Raw genomic sequence first — 20,574 nt, forward strand, 5'->3', positions numbered from 1 at the left:
ACTATGTAAATCCAAATATTTATTCTTAATCAATCAAGCCTGTGCATGTGGAACACGTGTCTCTGTCGCCGTCTCTGTCCAGCTATCGCTTTCCGCCAGGTGACCTGAACGCTTCACTTTCGTTTGCAGATACTTCTCATTAAATGCCGACCGATCTCCCCAGAGCGGAACGCGTCCGCCCACATTGAGTCCTGCTTCCTGCAGTGCAGCCAGCTTACGTGGATTATTCGTGATCAACGTAACCGGAGCTGACCGAAGTGCACGCAATACAGCAATCGCATCGTCATAATTACGCGCATCATCCGTGAAGCCAAGTTGCAGGTTCGCATCTACCGTATCCAGACCTTCTTCCTGCAAGATGTAAGCCATTGCTTTGCTAAACAGGCCAATGCCCCGTCCTTCATGATTCGCAAGATAGAACAGCGCACCTGCACCATGTGCCGCAATCATTTTCATGGACTGCTCCAGTTGGAAACCGCAGTCACAGCGTTTGCTACCGAATATATCGCCTGTGTGACAGATGCTGTGCATCCGAATCAGGGCTTCCTGAGCCTCAGCAAAATCGCCATACACCAGCACGCTGGATTGCTGACGCTCTGCCAGTTCGGCACCCGCAAGCGAGGCAATCAGCTCTCCGCTTTCCATCGCTTTGTCCGTTTTCAGCCAACTGTACCATTGAAATGTTCTCGTTTCCCCATCCAGATTGACCGGCAGTTTAATCGGTCCTACCAAATGTATGAATTCTTTTCCGCTCGGAAAAGTCTGGATTTTAGGGGCAAGCAGTTGAATAATATGTGAATTGATCATCGTTCGTTCCTCCTGTTAAGCATCTTCATCTCAAAATGTCTCATAATATTATGCATTCGCATCCGCTTTGATTTTGGATCACTTACTGACGTAATACATTAAAACGTCTTATTTTCAAGCTCTGCTCACAGCGAAATATTACGTATCTATATAATCCTCACTATAATTAGTTACTTAATGTAAGTTAGTTTAGAATAAAAATTATATTGTGTCAAGTAACTTTTATTTTTAAAGTAACTACTAATTTTATGTTAGGTAATGGACACAACCCATGTGTTTCATTTAAGGAAAATTGGGTATGAGTTTAGAAACTACTCATACACTATTGGTGTAGTCCACGAAGCCCAGCCTTAGTCTCTGATACTTCTTGCGTCAAACCTAATGATGAGGGGGTTAGCCTATGAACCGCCGTAGAAGAACCTGTTGGATAGCCATCATCATGGTCTGTGTCCTGCTAATCAGCGGATGCTCCATCTGGCCGGGACAGGATGATTCAGCATCCAGTAAAAAGGTAGCGCTTACATTGTGGTATTGGAATCGATCCATTGACGACAAACTCATTGCCAAGGCCAAAGAGGAATTCCCGAATATTGAACTGACTGCCCAGAAGATCGGTGGGGATTTCAAAGCCAAGCTCAAAACCACCCTCGCTGCACGCTCAGGTGAGCCCGATATCGTTGCCCTTAACGACTGGATCATGGAGTTATTCCCGAGCGAGGATCGCTTCTATAACCTGTATGATCTAGGCGCAGGAGAGGTTGAGGACCAGTATTTGCCGTGGAAATGGAAGCAAGGTGTGACGCCAAATGGACAGATGATCGGCTTTCCGATGGATACGGGGCCGACAGCACTTTTCTATCGTGCAGACTTGTTCAAGGAAGCAGGGCTACCTTCCGAGCCGGAGCAAGTTGCACGCCAGATTGATAACTGGGATGCCTACGCTGCTGCCGGAGAGCAGATTAAGGAGAAGTTTGGCGGAAAGGTTTTTCTGACCGATAATATCGGAAGCGTTTACAATCAGGTGCTTTCTCAAGCTGCAGAACGGTATTTCCGTCCAGACGGGTCGTTTATCGGCATGGATTCTCCTGCTGTACGCAAAAGCTGGAATACGGCCGTTGCTTTTAAGGAAAAGGGACTGCTTGCTAACGCTGACGGCTGGACACCCACCTGGAATGCAGCAATGAATAACGGCGAGATTGCCTCGTTCGTTGGTGCAGTCTGGATGAAGCAGGTGCTTCAGGAGGCGGCACCAGACACTTCGGGTACATGGCGTGTTGCCCGAGCTCCTGGGGGAGATGGCAATAACGGCGGCTCCTTTCTCTCCATTTTAAAATCAAGCAAACATCCGAAAGAAGCCTTTGAATTGATTCGCTGGCTGCAAAGTCCAGAGAACCAACTGGAGCAGTATCAGACGCTCAACCTGTTCCCGTCAGCTCCAGGTGTGTTTGATAAACCAGCCATGAAAGAAGAGGAACCTTTCTTCGGCGGGCAAGCAACAGGCCCGGTATTCGCCGAATCCGCACAGCATGTGCCTGATGCTTTTTTTGGTGAACGATACCCTTCGGTACACAATATCATCACCCGTCGGCTGAACGATATTGCCAAACAGAATGCTGATCCACAGCAAGTCTGGTCGGATACGGTACACCGCGTTGAGCGGGAGTTACAGCGTTAAAGCATGCATGTGATCCGTAAAGGAGGAGTTGTTATGGCTGTCACCGAACCTCGCACGTCCCCTGATTCCGGTCCGTTCCAGCCCGATCTGGACCGGCAAAAATCACTTTGGGCCCGTATATGGGAGCATCGTGCGCTCTATGTTGCCATCTCGCCTTTTTATATCCTGTTCGCCGTGTTCGGTCTGTTCCCAATCGCATTCTCGCTGTATCTTGCCTTTCATAAATGGGATGGAATCGGTGTGATGACGTATAACGGCTTGAACAATTTTAAATATATGCTCACCGATGCCGAGTTCTGGCAAGCGGTTGGCAACACGTTGATGATCTGGATCTATTCGACCATTCCGATGCTTTTCTTCGCTCTTATTATTGCGTTTCTACTACATGCGCCTTTCATCAAATTCCGTACCTTGTTCCGGGTCGGTTACTTTCTGCCCAATGTCACATCAATTGTGGCGGTAGCCATCATCTTCGGGGCATTGTTCGCAAACAATTACGGCTTCCTTAACTATCTTCTGCAGTCGGTCGGCCTCCCGGTCGTCGAGTGGCTGAATGCTCCCTGGGGCATCAAAATCGCTATCTCCTCCATGGTGGTCTGGCGCTGGACCGGTTATAACGCCATTATCTATCTGGCCGGACTCCAGAGCATCCCTCAGACGCTGTATGAAGCGGCCAGAATCGACGGGGCATCCGCTGTGCAATCCTTCTTCCGTATTACCATTCCGATGCTGCGTCCAGTCATTCTGTTCACGGTCATTACATCTACGATTGGCGGCATGCAACTGTTCACTGAACCGCAGGTGCTGGTGGGCAATGACGGAGGTGCCGGAGCAGCTGGTATGACCATCGTACTTTACTTGTATCGTGAATCCTTTATCAACAATTATTTTGGATACGGTGCAGCCGTTGGATGGGGCATGTTCCTGATTATCGCCCTGTTCTCCATCGTGAACTGGAAGCTTGTTCAAGGCAAATCATCCTGATGTGACAAGGGGGGAGCGCTCATGGCGTCCAAACATCTCAAGTCGCTGGTGCTGTATACCGGCCTGATCGGTGGCATGCTTATATCCATGTTCCCGTTCTATTGGCTCATTGTTATGTCCACCCGAACAACGTCCGACATTTACAAGTTTCCGCCCCAGCTCTGGTTCGGCGGTGAACTGTGGAACAATATTACACGGGTTTTGCAGCAGATTGATTTTTGGGGAGCCTTTCTGAATACCTTGTTTGTATCAGGTGTAGTAACCATTCTGGTGTTGTTCTTTGATTCACTGGCGGGGTTTGCGTTTGCGAAGTTTGAGTTTCCGGGCAAAAAATGGCTCTTCGTCCTGCTGCTCGCCACCATGATGGTGCCTTCCCAGCTATCGCTGGTGCCTTCCTTCGTGCTAATGGCCACGTTCGGGTGGGTAGGTTCCTTCAAAGCCCTCATTATTCCGGGCATGGTCAATGCCTTCGGCATCTTCTGGATCCGTCAGTATGCGACGGAATCCATCCCGAACGATCTGCTCGATGCAGGACGGATCGACGGTTGTAATTTCTTTCGCTTGTATTGGAACGTTGCATTACCAATTCTACGGCCTGCATTTGCCTTTCTCGGTGCATTCACCTTTATTGGGGTATGGAACGACTACCTGTGGCCGTTAATTGTACTGACCGATGCACGCAAGTACACGTTGCAGATTGCATTGTCTCAATTAAACGGACTCTATAACACGGACTATGCGATGGTCATTGCAGGTACACTGCTTGCCGTTCTTCCGCTCATCATCATGTTCCTGTTCATCAGCCGCCAGTTTATCTCGGACATTGCGGCAGGAGCGGTGAAGGATTAACTGAGGTGAGGTAGGGATGAGAGGGATGAAAGATATCCAGAGCACTGGGAGCAAAGTACTGATATGAAGCCATTTTGATCCTTCCTTCAAGTCTGATATTCTTATAGTAATTGAAATGGAAGAGGGATGATCACCATGGCGGCTTCACCTTATATGATCGGCGTAGATATCGGCACAACCTCAACCAAGGCTGTGTTGTTCAAGCAAGACGGTAGCATAGTTGCACAAGGCGGTGCAGATTATCCGTTATACACACCAACACCAGTGATTGCAGAGCAAGATGCGGAGGATATTTTTCAAGCGGTCCTTGCCTCCGTGCATCAAGCCATCTCCAAAGCCGGGGTACAGCCGGACGACATTCTGTTTGTTTCGTTCAGCTCGGCCATGCATAGCATTCTGCCTGTAGATGCACAAGGCAAACCGTTGATGCGAGCAATGACATGGGCAGACAATCGCAGTGCCGAGTGGACAGAAGCACTCAAATCGGAGATGAACGGACATGAAATCTACCTCCGAACGGGTACACCCATTCATCCCATGTCTCCACTGACTAAAATGATGTGGCTCACCCGAGAAGAACCAGACTTGTTCAGGCAGACACATAAATTGATCTCCATGAAGGAATATGTTTTCTACAAGCTATTCTCTGAATTTGTTATCGATCATTCAATGGCCTCTGCCACCGGACTTATGAATCTGGAAAAACTCGAATGGGATGCGGAAGCATTGCATGTTGCTGGCATTACGCCGGAGCATCTGTCCAGCCTTGTACCCACAACTCATGTATTAAAAGAGGGGCTTAACCCCGAATATGCCAAAGCGATGGGTATCGCGGAAACGACTCCATTTGTGATTGGGGCAAGCGACGGCGTGCTCTCGAATCTGGGCGTGAATGCCATTGACCCAGGAGTTGTTGCTGTGACGATCGGCACCAGCGGGGCAATTCGTACGGTCGTAGACAAACCAGTGACCGATCCAAAAGGACGTTTCTTCTGTTATGCGCTAACGGAAGATCAATGGGTCATCGGCGGGCCTGTGAACAATGGCGGCGTAATTTTCCGCTGGATTCGGGATGAGTTCGCGGCCTCCGAGGTGGAAACGGCAAAACGTCTCGGGATCGATCCGTATGAAGTTCTGACACGTGTCGCTGAAAATGTACCGCCAGGTTCAGACGGACTGTTGTTTCACCCCTATATGACCGGGGAGCGCGCACCTCTCTGGAACCCGAACGCACGCGGATCGTTTTTCGGCCTGACGTTGCATCACAAGAAGGAGCATATGATCCGTGCCGCGCTGGAAGGTGTGCTGTTTAACCTGTACACGGTTATGCTCGCGATTGAGGAGAAGATTGGTCGTCCGAAAAAGATTCAGGCCACCGGCGGCTTCGCCCGCTCCGAGCTGTGGCGCCAGATGATGGCCGATATTTTCGATCAGGATGTTATCATTCCCGAAAGCATCGAGAGTTCCTGCCTTGGTGCCGCTGTACTCGGGCTGTATGCCACAGGCCGTATTGATTCCCTAAGCGCCGTTTCGGGCATGATCGGTTCAACTCACCGCCATCAGCCACACCCGGAACGTGTGCGTGTGTATCGCGAACTATTGCCGATCTTCATCCGCATCTCACGCAAATTTGAAGAGGAATATGCCGATATCGCGGCGTTCCAGAATCGAATGATGCAGTAAATGAAGGCTCTTCCCTAATCTAGAGAGGGGAAGGGCCTGTTTCATTCCATCTTTTTTTTAAAAAATATGTCCATGATACGGTGTACACACTCTCCAAGATACAAATAAACCCCACAGCTTAAAGCCGTGAGGTTTATAACACACCTACGAATTATATTTGCTGAACGCATTCTCGTCCGCTTGTACATTTTCCAAGTATACAATCTGGCCTGCATCATTCACACGCGCAATATCCACGCCCGTCTTCGCATACACCGATCCATCCGCTGCTTGTCCGCACACAGCCCAATTGGTTTGATAACTACCGTCCGGCTGGGGCACCCAGGCATCCCACATATGTTTAATGTCTTGGTTATATTCATAAAAAGCTTTCATAAACCCCTCAAACCCGGCATGACTGGTGCCATTCAACACAATCTCGGCATCTGAAGTAAACAGGGATAACAAGTCCTGCATAGCCTGTTTATCTGTTCGTGAAGCATCAAATAATCGGAAATAGTTATTCAACATCGTAATGTTCGCTGCTGTATTCATCAATGGTTAGCCTCCTGTTGTCTCTTGCTGTCTCGAATGAAATATTTCATGCCGTATGCTCAGCACATGCCTATCAATTCGAATAATTTCGAACTAATTATTACGATAAGAACTGTATCACACTAGCTTACCGAATCGCAATACATATTTCGAAATTTTTCGAACATTGAAAGAAATAGCCAACTATGCTAACGTCTATCTTATGAGAACTATAACGATACCTACCGCTTCGGAGATGAGCCTGACCACAGTCTGCAATGCACTCGGTGACCCCATTCGCATGAAAATCGCATACTGCCTGGCGAGCTCGGGTGAGAAAAATTGCTCGGCTTTTGAAGTTGACCATATCTCCAAATCCACGTTGTCCCACCATATCAAAATCCTGCGAGAAGCTGGCATTATTCAGCCACGTATTGAGGGCAAACACCACTTTTATTCCCTTAGAAAGGACGAACTTATTGCACGTTTTCCAGGACTGGTCGCTATGATTCTACAAACAGGAGGCTCAGATTAATGGATAAAAAGGCAACCAAGATTCTAATGAGTACATTCTGGGGCGGTGGCGGTTGGAAATCACCCCATGCCCCCTTTTCGGGTGATGATTTCGAATATGCCAAAAGCAAGGGCGTCATGTTCGACCCGCTCACGATCAGCCATGACGAGATCGTAGAGCGCCTGCATCACATGCATCAGAACCCTGCGCTTAAAGAGCGCGTCATTACAGCCTTTCTACACAGTCTATCCACCAAAAAAGTGTATCTGCGCAGCGCATTATCCAGCTGGGCTTTGACACGAAACATGCCTCTGCATACCTACGGTGAACGCCCGGCTTTACATGCCAATACAAGCGCCTGCGGGGACTGTAACTTCCTTCGTTTACAATCGGATAAACAATATGTGGATGTAGATTTAAACGTGCTCAATTTTGAACGAATCAAATGGGGTGGCGTACGGCACGGTTGGTTGCTCTACTGCCTGATGGATCTGGAGTTACTGCTCCAGGATGACAACGATAATAGTAGTAACAGCACGGAGAGCAATCACATTTCCCCTTACGAAGTGACTGAGGAAGACCGAACGATTCTTGCCAAGATGCTGGAAGCCTCACAGACAGGAGATCCAACGGACAGTGCACGCTCCCTGGAGAAAAAGTGGAAGGATTGTGTACCATCCAGTAAACAAGAACGGGATTCACTACTAGAAATCTGGGCGGCCGCTGGTATTCTCGTTCCTATGGATACGCCAAGGAAACGTAAAGGTGGTTCAGGCGACTTTATCTTTGTCGCTACTTGGCAGGGCGATGATGGGTATCATGCCGAAAACGTACTTGATTACTTCGGCCCTTATCTGCCTCCAAGTAACCTCTAGATTGGTTTCATCTATTACATCTGATTCGCATGACCATCCATGCTCCAGGTTACAATACTGATATCGACAGATTTCGGGTTGAACTCGTATAATAAGAGGAAATGAGGATGATGGGAGTGAACCAAGCGAGTTTATGATGTACATACTGGCTTTCATATTGTCTTTTGCTGTCGTGGTTCTGCTGATTCCGCCGCTGGGCCGACTGGCGCACAAGCTGGATTTTGTGGACAAGCCCCGGGAAGATGTGGAGCGTAAGCTACACAGACAACCGATACCACTGACTGCTAGCTACGCGATATTTACTGGATTTTTCCTGACATACATTGCTCTTACTAAAGAATTGACCTGGGAGACAGCCGCATTGGTTGCGGGCGGCATGCTTCTCCTGACGATCGGTACGATTGATGACTGGTACAAAACCAAAGGAAAAGACTTTCCCGCGCTACCTAAAATGATTATTCAAGTCTCAGCTGCAGTGCTCGTTTTTGCTTCTGGTATTGCGTTTACCGGATTCGTGAATCCGTTCAATGCAGAGTATGTGCTCCTGCCGATCTGGTTGCAATTCATTCTGACGATCCTGTGGATTTTCGGAGTTACGACGGTGATTAACTTCTCGGATGGTATGGATGGACTGGCTGGTGGTTTGTCCGCGATCTCAGCGATCACGCTGTTTATTGTAGCGATCACGAAGGGCCAGAGCGATTCAGCACTGATGTCCATTACTTTAGTTGGGGTAACGCTTGGTTATCTCAAATATAACAAGGCTCCAGCCAAAGTGTTTATGGGCGATGCCGGCGCTACGTTCCTAGGCTTCATTCTAGCGGTTATCGCACTTGACGGTGCATTCAAACAAGCAACGATGCTGTCCATTTTCATTCCGATTCTGGCGCTGGGCGTACCGATTTTCGATAATATTTTTGTTGTGATCAAACGTTTCCTGCAAGGCAAAGCGATCTATCAAGCCGATGCAAGTCAGGCTCACTATCGCCTGCTCCGTGCCGGTTTGAACCACAAACAGGTGGTTGCCGTGCTCTATCTGGTCAGCACTTGTCTGTGTCTGTCCTCCATTATTTTATTGTTAGTCGATATGTAAAAAAAGTCGTTGGACACCCAATGCAAGCTATGCCAATGAAGGATTCAATAGAAATACAAGAAGCCACCCCCATGTCGAATGAGGGTGGCTTTTTTTGTTATTGAATAACTTGTTACATGAGTATCAACTCATCAAGAACACATCAAGATTAGCCGTTTTTTTCTTATTCGTAAAAAACTATGATTTAACCGCACCCGCCATTGCACCGCCAACGATAAAACGCTGCAACGCAACGTACAGCACAACCAGTGGCAACGTCACGATCAGAATACCACACGCTAGTAGCGGCCAGTTATTCATATACTGCCCATAGAAGGTAAACAAACCTTTGGTAACCGGCTGATAATTCGGATCAGACAGATAAATGGTCGGCCCAATAATATCATTCCATACCCCGATGGCTGTGAGAATAATGCCAGTTGCCAGAATCGGCTTCATTAGCGGAACAAGGATGGTAAACAGATAACGGGTGTATCCGCATCCGTCCATGGCAGCCGCCTCATCCAGCTCGCGGGATACCGATTTGATATAACCGACAAACATCAGAAACGCAATGCCTGTGCCCGTCGTTTTCAGCAAAATGTAACCCGTTTGCGTATTATACAGCCCCAGTTGATTGATCAAAGAGAACTGCGGAATCAACGGGTTCGGCAAATACATGGAGATCAAAAAGAAAATATAAATCAACGTACTGAATTTCACGTATCTGCGAGCAAGCGGGAAAGCTGCAAATATGGACAAAATTAAGGTCAGCAGTGTGGACATGCCCGTGTAAAGCACACTGTTCCACATGTACTGCGAGAAACTGCCCTTCGTCCATGCTTCGGCAAAGTTCTCCAGCCGTATGCCTTCCGTAAGTGCTACGGGATTCAGCAAATACTCCGTCTGAGTTTTCATCGACACATTAAACAGGTAGAACAGAGGGAAGACGTATAGCGCAAGCATCAGCAGCACAATAGTGTAGCTGATTGTTCTTGATGTTCTGCTCTGCTTCATTATACTTCCACCTCTCTTTTGCGAAGATAGAACAAAGCGACCATCGAAATCGTAAACACAAACAGGAACTGAATCATCGCTACCGCAGAAGCCAGACCATAATCGGCTGAGCCGCTACCAAACGCTGTTGCATACACGTCAAATGCCAGCGTTGTTGTATTAAATTTACCGCCTGTGAGGACGTAGATAATGTCAAAGGTTTGCAGTGCGCCGATGATGGACAACAGCATATTCACGGTAAAAGAAGGAGCAATCATCGGGAACGTGATGTTAGTGAATGCTTTCCATCCCGATGCACCATCCATATAAGCCGCCTCGTACAGATCACTCGGAATCGTCTGCAGCCCGGCAAGGAAGATGGTCATGGAATACCCCATATACATCCAGATCTGCACGAAAATAATCAGCTCAAAGGCAATATTATAATCCCCGAAAAAGTTCGAGCTGGTGCCAAAGAAATTCAGAATTGACTGCGCCGGCCCGCCAAGCGGATTCGCTACGAGCTGCCAGATCAATCCGGACACCGTTACACCAAGCACGACGGGCAAAAAGAATACCGCACGATACAGCTTGTCGCCCCGAAGCTTTTTGTTAATCAGAATGGCCATGAACAGACCCACTGCGTTTTGGATGATAACTACAGCAAACGCAAAATATAAGGATCGCCCGATCGCGTCCAGCCGGTCACCTGCATTAGATGCGCCAAAGAAGGTTTTATAATTTTCGAAACCGACAAAGCTCCACTCTTGTCCTCTCACTCCAGTCGCATCGGTAAACGAAAACAGCACCGTCACCAGCGATGGACCAAAACCAAACACGACATAAAGCAGTAGTGGAATGCTTAAATACAGATAAGGAATCAGCCGGGCCTTCCCTTTTCCAAACGGATACATCGTCCTCACACCTTTCATCGGGTAAAACCAAAAAACCGGAATAACAGCTTGACTTGGTACGGGCTGGCCTGAAGGCTCTTACCCCAAGCGCTATTCCGGTGGTTACTATACTACAAAACTTAGATCCATAACTTAGATGAGTCTTTAGTACACGAGCCCAATCATTCGTTTATTTTGGAGCCGCTGCATCCCAGTCTGCTTGTGATTTGCTCGCAAGTTCCTCTGGTGTAGCAATTGGCCCAGCGGGTTTAAGCATCTCTGCATGAACACTAGACTCAGCAATGTACTGTCCTACGTTCTGACGATTAATGAACAGCTGATCCCAGGAAAGCTTGAAGTTCTCCAGGTATGGTTGAATGTCTTTGATAAACTCACTCTTGATTTCTACATCAGGCTGTGTCGGAAGGAATCCGGCTGCATTAACAAAATCCGTATAGTTCCCTTTCTCCGACAGCATTTCAAGCCACTTCAGCGCATAATCCTTGTTCGGTGACTTATCTACTACCATCCAGGTCATATCGTATTTACCAGCCAAGTCTTTGTTCTTCGCTGCATCGTTACTGCCCGGAATCGGGAAATATCCAAACTTCAGATCAGGGTTAGCTGCTTGAATCGTCGTTGCATCCCACGTACCGTCCGCAATCATAGCCACCTTACCTGTAGCAAACAGACTTGGCAGTGTGCCGTAGTCAATCCCCATGAAACCAGGCATTGCACTGTTCATCAGCGTTTGAGCCTTTTGCAATACTTCAATCTGTACCGGATCAGTCAGCTTGGTTTGACCTGTCCACAGACCTTTGATGTAGCTCAGTTGATCATCATGAATGGAGGCTTGAAGACCTTGCACCGCAAGGCCAATCGGCCAAACATCTTTACCTGCGAAGCCGAGTGCTTCTACGCCGTTATCTTTGAATACTTTGATGACGTTTTGCAGTTCATCCCATGTTGTCGGCACTTGCAGATTGTATTTGGCAAAAAGGTCTTTGTTGTAGAACAGGCCTGTGAATGCCACTTTACCCATATTGACACCGTACACCTTGTCGTTGTACGTCATCGCGTTCTGCACGTCAACTTCGTTATAATTTTTGATAAAAGCCTGACCAGACAAGTCACTGATCAGCCCTGCGTCGATCCACTGCTTCCACATCGGATCAGCCGCACCCTTGGACCAGTCTTGCGGAGCACCAACGAAGCTGGACTTGAGCGGAATGATATCTACATCGCCCGTGTTACCTGCGTTCATCCGTGTTTGCATTAGTTGATCATACGTTGCATCTGCCGGAACTGTTGTGTACTCCACTTTCACGTCCGGGTACTTCTCTTCAAATTTTTTATTAAATTCTTTGATGTAATTGTTGATATTCTCTTGTTGCCAGTGAATGATCTTTAACGTCACTTTTTTGTTTCCATCCGTAGACGCCTTCCCATCCGAATCAGTCGAACCGTTACCACATGCTGCAAGTACAAACATTAAAGCGGTTACAAGTGTAATAGATAAAATCTTTCTCTTCATATCACTTTCCCCCAACCATTCAAGATTAATTTACGATTCAACAAATTTACGAAATCAGTTTCGTTAATCACACCCTCATTATGACTTCACCTGATAAATTTGTAAATAGTTTATTTGAATTTTTACAAAATATGTGATGAAAACTGCGTCTGATATGGGATTGGGCGTTCTTCCATGGGTGGATTCACACTTTGTTTTACGAAAACTCTATTCGCTGGCTTTATTTTTCCACCTCTACTCTTCCTTCCACTCTAGTTAAAATGAGCCTCTGTTTGTAGAAAATAAGGTTATTTTTACTAAAACCTAGTAGAATTTTCGTTAGATTGGAGAGCAAATACTTAAAAAATATCCATACATATCATAATCACCTCGACGATCACCCTTTCTGTTATTGACTCTCAGAAGCTTGTGACATAGAATGTTGGCAAGAAAGCAATAAAAAGGCACAGTCACAATCTACGAAACTAGTTTAGAATTTGAGGGATATATAATGAATATCAAAACGATAGCTCGTTTGGCCGGTGTGTCTGTTGCAACGGTGTCCAAAATTATTAACAACTACCCTGACATTGGCGAGGAGACACGCCAACGCGTACTTAAGATTATGGAGGAAACGGGTTATCGCCCCTCATCTTCCGCCAAAACACTGGCGACTAAAAAGTCCAATCTGGTGGGTGTTGTCTTTGCAGGGAAACTGAATGTCGATTTCAGTCACCCTTTCTTTGTAGAGGTCATTAATGCCTTTAAGAAACAGATCGGCCTGTTAGGATATGATCTACTCTTCTTTTCCAATGAAAAGTTCCTAGATCAGGGTGAAGACTACCTGGCACGTTCCAAATATTTTCAAGTGGATGGCTGTATTATTATTGCGGGGGATGAGGTGGAGAGCAGCGTGTCTGACCTTGATGCAAGTCCCATTCCGTGCATCGGAATTGACATTGAGATGAATGGACAGAACTCCTGTTATATCATGTCGGATAATGAAAAAATCTCTACCAAAGTGGTGGAACAATTTTATATGAATGGGTATCGGGATCTCGGGTTTATCGGGCTCCAGCGCGCCTCCCTCGTGATGCAGCATCGGGAAAAAGCCTTTAAACAATCCCTAAAGCAGTTTAGTCTCGAAGAGAAACCGGAATGGTTGGTATACAGCCAGGATTATGCCGCTACCGATGGTTACGAGGCAGCCAAACAGCTGTTACAAGCAGATGTCTTGCCGCGAGCTGTATTCGCCGCCACGGACTTGCTTGCATTCGGAGCGGTACGAGCCTTTAAAGAGGCGGGATTACGCGTTCCCGAGGACATTGCTGTTGCAGGATGTGATGACATTGAGGCTTGCCGTTACAGTGATCCTCCACTCACGACCGTTAAGCAGGATACAGATAAAATTGGACGTCTTGCGGCAATGATCCTGTTCGACTTGATGAATAAACAAATGGATAATCGTTGCATTAAAGTAGAGCCGGAACTGGTACTGCGCCGATCCTGTGGCACGTTGCTGGCATACCAGTAAATAACGATCACTGGCGACTTCGGGCACAAACAACAAAAAGACGAAGCAGGGCTGTGTCTGCTTCGTCTTTTTTCACATTATTCATCTGCATTATGTCATTTTCCTGCATCCTATCTGCTACTCGGTGACATCCACAGGACTAGTGAAGCGAATCTCTTCACTCACGGATGGATCATAGTCTCCTGCCACAGTCGGTTACTTGAGAGTAGCGGTGGGAGGCAGCGGGGATTTGCGCTGCCGCTCCAGCCATCCGGGCCGATCCAGTTCAAGGAGTCGGCGATATCGTTCTTCCCGAGCCAGCAGTTGTTCGTGAGAACCCTGCATGACGATGTTTCCATTTTCCACAAACACAATCTCGTCCATCTTCTCTGCACCAATCAGGTGGTGAGTGACCCAGATTAATGTTTTGCCTTGCAGGCTGTCTAGCATGGTGCGCATCAGTTCGCGTTCTGTCACGGGATCTAACCCTACAGTAGGCTCGTCAAAAATAACAACGGGCGTCTTCCGTAGCAACACCCTGGCTAGTGCAATCCGCTGACGCTCCCCGCCGGAGAAGCGCAGTCCTGTCTCTAGCATCGGTGTCTGATACCCCTGTGGCAGAGACTCGATCAGTTCAGCCAGACCAACCTGTGCAGCGACCTGACGTATCTCTTCATCCGTTGCATCTGGACGACCAATCCGCAGATTGCCTGCAACCGTCGTATTAAAGAGATGTGGACTCTGATTGAGTACTGCTATCACTTCGGTTATACTCTCGCCAAGCATCTCTACAGGCAGATCATTGATTAGAACCTTGCCGGATGAGGGAGACAAAGCACCTTGAATCAGCTTCAGTAATGTCGATTTACCACCACCGCTACGTCCAAGAATAGCCATACGTTTGCCCTGAGGCAGATGCAGAGAGATATCCTGAACGGCATATGCTGTCTCTGCTTCATACCGATAACTCACTTGCTCAATGCTAATATCCGCGCGCAGTTTCGGCGGAATGCGCAGACGGATTCGTCCATCTGCAGTCGTTCCCCGATCCGCTGCGGCTATATCATCGGTCGATTGCACCGCAACTGAACCAGATCGATGTCTGTTATGAGACTCCAATACTTGAGACTTCTTTTTCTGCTCTTCCCCATTCTGACGCACCTTACCCTCCGAGCCTTCCAACTTGCTTAATCGATCTAGAGATTCACGGTAATCCGGAATATGTCCTAGTGCATCGTTAACAGGTAGCAGTGATTCCGTAAGCGGGAACAAGACGAGCACAAATGCCGCGATCATAACCGCAGGTAGCTGGGCCGCTGTAGTCGTTTGTCCTGCCCACATGGTGACCCAAACAACCATCCCACCAATGAAGCATTGCGCAATAAAATCGCGCGAGCGGTTCCAGCGACGCAATCTACGGCGAATCTGATCAGCATGCTCCTCGTCCTCTTCCTGCCATTGCACGAACGCTGCCGCTCTGCCACTGGCAATCCAGTCTCCCAGCCCGAGTACGCCGTCGGTCAGACGTGTGTACAGCTTGCTGTTTTCTCTTTTGAGCTGCACACGCCATCTCCAGGTCAGCTTTAAAGAAATTGCAGGAAGCAATGCAACAATAAACAACATATACAGTGCCATCCATAGTGCAAACATCGGATCTACACTGCCGAATGCCAGTACAGCCGCTCCGTAGATCACAAGTGCTGTAACAGCCGGGAATACGGTACGCAGATATATATCTTGCAGACGTTCTACATCATCGGCCAGTGCACCAAGCACGTCACCGGTTTGCATTCGCGAACGCAGAAACAGAGCCTGTGGTTCCAAAATGCGATAGAGCTTCACTCGCTGATCTGCGAGCACACGCAAAACAGCATCATGTCCTGCCAGCCGTTCGACATAACGGAACACCGCCCGAAAGATACCAAAGGCACGTACACCTACAATCGGAACATAAACCATCAAAATATTTTCAGGACGCAGCGCAGACTTGGAGATCAGATATCCGGAGGTAAAAAGGAGCATCACCGCACAGAGAGCCGCGCATGTGCCCAGTGCAATCGCACCGATCAATCGCCAGCGGTACTGTACCGCGTATGGAGTAATCCAGCTATTTTTCCCACCTTGTGCGCCTCGTTCGGTCTCTGTTCCTGGGTGTCCGGATCTCATCTCATATCGCCTCCATCTGCGCTTCAATCATGTGATAATATACCCCTTTTCGTGCAAGCAGTTCCTGATGTGTGCCTGTCTCCGCTACCGTACCTCCATCCATGACAATAATGCGATCCATATGCGGCATCCAGTGCAGACGATGCGTTGCCAGAAAGACAAGTTTGCCTTCGAACAAGGGCAGCATCGTCTGCTTCAATTCATACTCAGTCTCCACATCCAGATGTGCCGTAGGTTCATCAAGCAACAGCACACTGCGTTCACTCAGCAAAGCTCTTGCCAGCGCTACACGTTGCTCCTGACCGCCGCTGAGCTGTCTGCCCCCTGCACCAATCAGTTCATGCAACCCATTTGCCAGAGATGACAATAGCTTTGTCAGCCCCGCTACCTGTGCTGCTTGAGCTACTTCCGCATCGGATGCCTCCGGCATGTAAAAACGAATATTATCCGCAATGGTACCACTGAAAATATACGGATGCTGCGGAATCGCCGCCGTCTGGCTACGCCAGACCTTGAGCCGTTCCAGACTTAGAAGCTGGCCATTGACCAGAACTTGTCCGGCTGTTGGAAGCTGAAAACCTGCGAGAACATCGATGAGCGTTGATTTTCCGGCTCCACTAGCGCCAATGATTCCAATTTTCCCAAGACCCTTCAGCTGGAAAGTAACATCCTGAAGGGAGTAGGGCCCCTCTGCTTCATGCTGGACCTGAATATCCTTCAGCGCTAATCGGCTATGCTCTCCCCAAGAGGATGCCGTTGCCACATTATGCATCCCATGTTTATCCCGGTTAAAGACCACTCGCAGCTGTGAAGAGGAGACAGAAGCATTTTCATTTTCACCCAACACTTCAGCTTGATCCAATGCACTTGCATAAACCTCTGTCTGACGTTGTTCTGCGGCCTTGCCTCGTTCAATCACTTGATTAATCGCTTCGCCAGCTTCCTTGCCATCCAGAGTCGCGTGGTAATCTGCACCCAACATGCGTACGGGCAGGAAATATTCAGGTGCTAGAATTAATACCGTTAGAGCAGGAAACAGTGACATATGTCCTTCCGTAAGCCGAAGTCCGAGACCTACTGCAACGGACGCAACCGACAACATGGTGAAGAAATCCAGTGCAAATGAGGACAGAAAGGCCATACGTAGTGTGGACATCGTTGCTTTTCGGTATCGCTGGCTTACTTGCATGATGGAGCCTTCGTGTGTTTTGCTTTGCCCCAGCGTTTTCAACGTTTCCAGTCCACGCAGTGTATCCACAAAATGATTCGCCAGCGCTTTGTAGGACTTGAATTGTCCATCGATCTTACGCTGAGTCGCCAGACCAATGAGGATCATAAATACGATCAGAATCGGTAGCGTCAGCATTAATATCACACCGGACATCGTATCCAGTTTGAATACATAAAGCAGAAGGACAACAGGTATAAACCCCATGCCCAGCATACGCGGGATAAACAGCTCCAGATACGTTTTATATTGGGAAACCCCTTCACGTGCCAGTGTCACCAGATGTCCCGTACCTTCTGTCTTGGCATAACGTGGCCCGAGTCTAAACCATTGTTCCGTCATCTGTTTACGCAGATCGGTTCCGGTTCTCTCCGCATACCGTGTAGTGACAAGCTGTAACCAGAATGACAAGGCATAGCGGGCGGAAAAAGCAGCCAGAAACAGCAGCAGCACCGGATACTGTGACGAAACCGTGGCACCTTCGAACAACGCCGTAATGGCCTGTGCCAGCCATTTGGCTTGCATAATAATCGTCATCGCCTGCAACAGCACCAGCGCAGATGCCAGTGCGAGTACCGGCCGGATGCCCGGCAGCTTCATAAGCCCGCGTCCCATGTCAGTACTCCAGGTGATGCTGTTCGTTCAGACGTTTGCGGAAAATATAATAACTCCAGATCTGATATCCAAGTACAAACGGTAACAAGGTGCACGCAACAATAGTCATCACTTTTAATGAGTAAGGTCCCGATGCTGCGTTATATACGGTCAGATCAAATGCCGAATTGATGGAACTCACCATAACTCGTGGGAACAATCCGATAAATACGGAGGCAAAAGCAATGGCAATAACCGCACCTGTCATCCCGAAAGCCCAACCTTCTCGTTGCTGACGAATGAAGTAAGCCGCAAGAGCCAGTGCCGTGGCACCAAGCAGAACCATAATCCAGAGCGCCCAGCCACGAACAGCAAACACATCGGTCATCAGATAGGTCAATAATGCGTATATCGCAAGCACTGCAACCAGCGGCATCATTACCTTTTTCGCCAGTTGAAGTGCCCGTTCTCTCAATTCACCTACGGTACGCAAGGAAACAAATAACAGCCCGTGAACCAGACACAATAACGTTACACTCAAGCCACCCACAACGGTGTACGGATTCACAATATCCAGGAAACCGGCATGCATCTGCATGTTCTCATCAATGGGCAGACCTTTCATCAACGTTGCAAAAACAACCCCAAACAGGAATGGCAGTAAGGTACTTGCCACTACGATAATAATGTCCCATGTTTTACGCCAGCGCTGCTGTTTCATTTTACTGCGGAACTCAAAGGCGACGCCGCGTCCAATCAACAACAGCAACACAACCACCAGTGGCAGATAGAATCCGCTGAACAGTGTTGCATACCAGTGCGGGAAAGCCGCAAACATGGCACCGCCTGCGGTCAGCAACCAGACCTCGTTTCCATCCCAGAACGGACCAATCGAATTGATTAATGTACGACGTTCACGATCTGTTTTGGCAATCAGACCCGTAGACATCCCTACCCCGAAGTCGAATCCTTCAAGAAAGAAAAATCCGATAAACAATACGGCAATCAGCACGAACCACAGCTCACTTAGTAACAACGGAATACCCCCCATCTACGCCAAACGGATCAGCCGGCTCATCATGCTCGTCTGACTTATCGACGGCATATGGACCTGCTTTGATTTTGCGTACAAACAGATACACCATCACGATGCCAAGAACCGTATACGCCGCAGTAAAGGCAATCGTGGAGAACAAAATCATTCCTGCGGAAACATTAGGTGACACACCTGCTTCGGTCGTCATATACCCGAACACCGTCCATGGCTGTCTTCCGACTTCAGTCATAATCCATCCTGCTGAATTCGCAATAAACGGCAGGGAGATCGCAAAGACCATCAGACGCATAAACCAGGGTTTTGCCACTTCCAGCTTCTTGCGCCAAGCCAGATATGTACCATACATCGCAAGCAGAATCATCAAGCCACCTGCAGCAATCATGACACGGAAGCTCCAGAATGTGGTTCGCACTGGTGGAATGTAATCTCCGGGTCCATACGTTTGCTGGTACTCGGCATTCAGTTCTTTCATGCCTTTGACACTACCCGAGAATTTACTATAGGAGAGATAACTGAGTAATCCAGGGATTTTGATCTCACCGGAGTTCTCCTGTTTATCCGGGTCGATGGAGGCAATAACCGTCCACGGTGCCGGGTCTTCGGTTGTTGTCCATGTACCTTCACTTGCAGCCATCTTCATCGGCTGTGTTTCCACCAGATATTGAGCCTGGAAGTGCCCTGAGAAGGCCACGCCCAGCGAGGAGACAAGACCGATAATAACCGCGATGTTAAAGGATCTGCGGAATACTTCGGCATCCTTCTTTTTCATTAACTTATAAGCACTAATGCCCGTCACGACAAAGGCTCCCGTCATTAACGCACCAAAAATCGTATGCGGGAATTCAACGAGAAACTGCCCATTTGTAATGAGTGCAAAGAAGTCATTCATCTCCGCCCGGCCATTATTGATGGCGAATCCAACGGGATGTTGCATAAACGAGTTCGCTGCCAGAATCCACACCGCTGACAGGAATGTACCGACAAATACAAGCCAGATACAGGCCAGATGTACTTTTTTGGACAAACGATCCCAGCCGAATATCCATAAACCGATAAATGTGGACTCCATAAAAAATGCCAGCAAAGCCTCGATCGCCAGCGGCGCACCGAAGACATCACCAACAAAGCGGGAATACTCCGACCAGTTCATACCGAACTGGAACTCTTGCAAAATACCGGTGACCACACCGACGGCAAAGTTAATCAGGAACAACTTGCCCCAGAACTTGGCCATCGTTTTGTAAATCTCTTTTCCCTTCGCAACATACAACGTCTCCATAATCGCTACCAGCAGCACGAGGCCAATGGATAGCGGTACGAAGAAAAAGTGGAAAATCGTTGTAAGTGCATACTGGATACGCGATAGCATAATCGGATCCATACCTTTACCCCTTCTTTCTGTTCGCTTTAGCAAGATACGTAAATGGCTTTGAAGCGGGCTTCTTCGCTGTCTGTCCTCCAAATACGTTGATGAACGTATTGTGCCAGATTACCTAATTTTCACATGTGATAATTATCACTAACTCGTCCCTCTTACGTAAAAAAAGTGACCTCGGTCACACAATAGATAAAATTAAGCCTATTTATTAAGCTTGTTCGTTGCCTGATTGGTCTTGACTGATGCACGTATTCATGGAAGTTG

General features: G+C 48.1%; 17 protein-coding genes. 8 read left to right on the top strand and 9 right to left on the bottom strand.

Annotation, left to right across the window (positions count from 1 at the left end; translation table 11 throughout):
• Positions 1–33: 33 nt before the first annotated feature.
• Positions 34–807, bottom strand: a complete 774-nt coding sequence (locus ACT89M_RS26670) for a GTP cyclohydrolase II (protein ID WP_487344917.1) — start codon at positions 805–807, stop codon at positions 34–36.
• Positions 808–1,207: 400 nt separating this feature from the next.
• On the opposite strand from ACT89M_RS26670, the gene ACT89M_RS26675 reads away from it, so the two are divergent.
• The 4 genes from ACT89M_RS26675 to gntK all read left to right on the top strand — a co-directional run bounded on the left by ACT89M_RS26675 (position 1,208) and on the right by gntK (position 5,998).
• A complete protein-coding gene (locus tag ACT89M_RS26675; protein WP_487344918.1) occupies positions 1,208–2,482 on the top strand; it encodes an ABC transporter substrate-binding protein in 1,275 nt (424 codons plus the stop codon).
• A 33-nt stretch (positions 2,483–2,515) separates the two neighbouring features.
• A complete protein-coding gene (locus ACT89M_RS26680) occupies positions 2,516–3,466 on the top strand; it encodes a carbohydrate ABC transporter permease (protein ID WP_251510470.1) in 951 nt (316 codons plus the stop codon).
• A gap of 21 nt (positions 3,467–3,487) precedes the next feature.
• On the top strand, positions 3,488–4,315 hold the full coding sequence (locus tag ACT89M_RS26685; protein ID WP_090921699.1) for a carbohydrate ABC transporter permease: 828 nt from the start codon (positions 3,488–3,490) through the stop codon (positions 4,313–4,315).
• A gap of 135 nt (positions 4,316–4,450) precedes the next feature.
• Positions 4,451–5,998 (top strand): gluconokinase, encoded by a 1,548-nt coding sequence (gntK, locus tag ACT89M_RS26690; protein ID WP_487344919.1) that lies wholly within the window; start codon positions 4,451–4,453, stop codon positions 5,996–5,998.
• 144 nt (positions 5,999–6,142) lie between these two features.
• Here the strand turns inward: gntK and ACT89M_RS26695 are convergent, their stop codons facing one another.
• On the bottom strand, positions 6,143–6,532 hold the full coding sequence (locus tag ACT89M_RS26695) for a polyketide cyclase (RefSeq protein ID WP_090921695.1): 390 nt from the start codon (positions 6,530–6,532) through the stop codon (positions 6,143–6,145).
• A 202-nt stretch (positions 6,533–6,734) separates the two neighbouring features.
• On the opposite strand from ACT89M_RS26695, the gene ACT89M_RS26700 reads away from it, so the two are divergent.
• The 3 genes from ACT89M_RS26700 to ACT89M_RS26710 all read left to right on the top strand — a co-directional run bounded on the left by ACT89M_RS26700 (position 6,735) and on the right by ACT89M_RS26710 (position 8,993).
• Positions 6,735–7,046: an ArsR/SmtB family transcription factor gene (locus ACT89M_RS26700; protein ID WP_090921693.1), complete on the top strand. Its 312-nt coding sequence runs from the start codon at positions 6,735–6,737 to the stop codon at positions 7,044–7,046.
• Entirely contained in the window at positions 7,046–7,900 is an 855-nt protein-coding gene (locus ACT89M_RS26705) for a hypothetical protein (protein WP_154890153.1), read from the top strand. The genes ACT89M_RS26700 and ACT89M_RS26705 overlap by 1 nt, the downstream gene beginning before the upstream one ends.
• A 133-nt stretch (positions 7,901–8,033) precedes the next feature.
• The gene (locus ACT89M_RS26710) at positions 8,034–8,993 is read left to right on the top strand and encodes an MraY family glycosyltransferase (protein WP_090921690.1); all 960 of its coding nucleotides are present in this window, start codon (positions 8,034–8,036) and stop codon (positions 8,991–8,993) included.
• Positions 8,994–9,170: 177 nt separating this feature from the next.
• Here ACT89M_RS26710 and ACT89M_RS26715 read toward each other — a convergent pair whose 3' ends face one another.
• The 3 genes from ACT89M_RS26715 to ACT89M_RS26725 all read right to left on the bottom strand — a co-directional run bounded on the left by ACT89M_RS26715 (position 9,171) and on the right by ACT89M_RS26725 (position 12,395).
• Positions 9,171–9,989, bottom strand: a complete 819-nt coding sequence (locus ACT89M_RS26715; RefSeq protein ID WP_221789621.1) for a carbohydrate ABC transporter permease — start codon at positions 9,987–9,989, stop codon at positions 9,171–9,173.
• Positions 9,989–10,882, bottom strand: a complete 894-nt coding sequence (locus ACT89M_RS26720) for a carbohydrate ABC transporter permease (protein ID WP_090921685.1) — start codon at positions 10,880–10,882, stop codon at positions 9,989–9,991. The genes ACT89M_RS26715 and ACT89M_RS26720 overlap by 1 nt, the downstream gene beginning before the upstream one ends.
• Before the next feature lie 169 nt (positions 10,883–11,051).
• The gene (locus tag ACT89M_RS26725) at positions 11,052–12,395 is read right to left on the bottom strand and encodes an ABC transporter substrate-binding protein (protein WP_090921683.1); all 1,344 of its coding nucleotides are present in this window, start codon (positions 12,393–12,395) and stop codon (positions 11,052–11,054) included.
• Positions 12,396–12,885: 490 nt separating this feature from the next.
• Between ACT89M_RS26725 and ACT89M_RS26730 the strand changes: the two genes are divergently transcribed.
• A complete protein-coding gene (locus ACT89M_RS26730) occupies positions 12,886–13,908 on the top strand; it encodes a LacI family DNA-binding transcriptional regulator (protein ID WP_090921682.1) in 1,023 nt (340 codons plus the stop codon).
• A 195-nt stretch (positions 13,909–14,103) separates the two neighbouring features.
• On the opposite strand, the gene cydC is transcribed toward ACT89M_RS26730, so the two are convergent.
• The 4 genes from cydC to ACT89M_RS26750 are packed head-to-tail and all read right to left on the bottom strand — an operon-like array spanning position 14,104 to position 20,313.
• Positions 14,104–16,053 (bottom strand): thiol reductant ABC exporter subunit CydC, encoded by a 1,950-nt coding sequence (cydC, locus tag ACT89M_RS26735; RefSeq protein ID WP_154890150.1) that lies wholly within the window; start codon positions 16,051–16,053, stop codon positions 14,104–14,106.
• Position 16,054: 1 nt separating this feature from the next.
• The gene (cydD, locus tag ACT89M_RS26740; protein WP_487344920.1) at positions 16,055–17,896 is read right to left on the bottom strand and encodes a thiol reductant ABC exporter subunit CydD; all 1,842 of its coding nucleotides are present in this window, start codon (positions 17,894–17,896) and stop codon (positions 16,055–16,057) included.
• A 1-nt stretch (position 17,897) separates the two neighbouring features.
• Positions 17,898–18,911, bottom strand: coding sequence for a cytochrome d ubiquinol oxidase subunit II (gene cydB / locus ACT89M_RS26745; protein ID WP_487344921.1), 1,014 nt, complete (start codon positions 18,909–18,911; stop codon positions 17,898–17,900).
• Positions 18,898–20,313, bottom strand: a complete 1,416-nt coding sequence (locus ACT89M_RS26750; protein WP_487344922.1) for a cytochrome ubiquinol oxidase subunit I — start codon at positions 20,311–20,313, stop codon at positions 18,898–18,900. The genes cydB and ACT89M_RS26750 overlap by 14 nt, the downstream gene beginning before the upstream one ends.
• Positions 20,314–20,574 lie beyond the last annotated feature (261 nt).

The organism is Paenibacillus sp. NN59, from assembly GCF_057597225.1.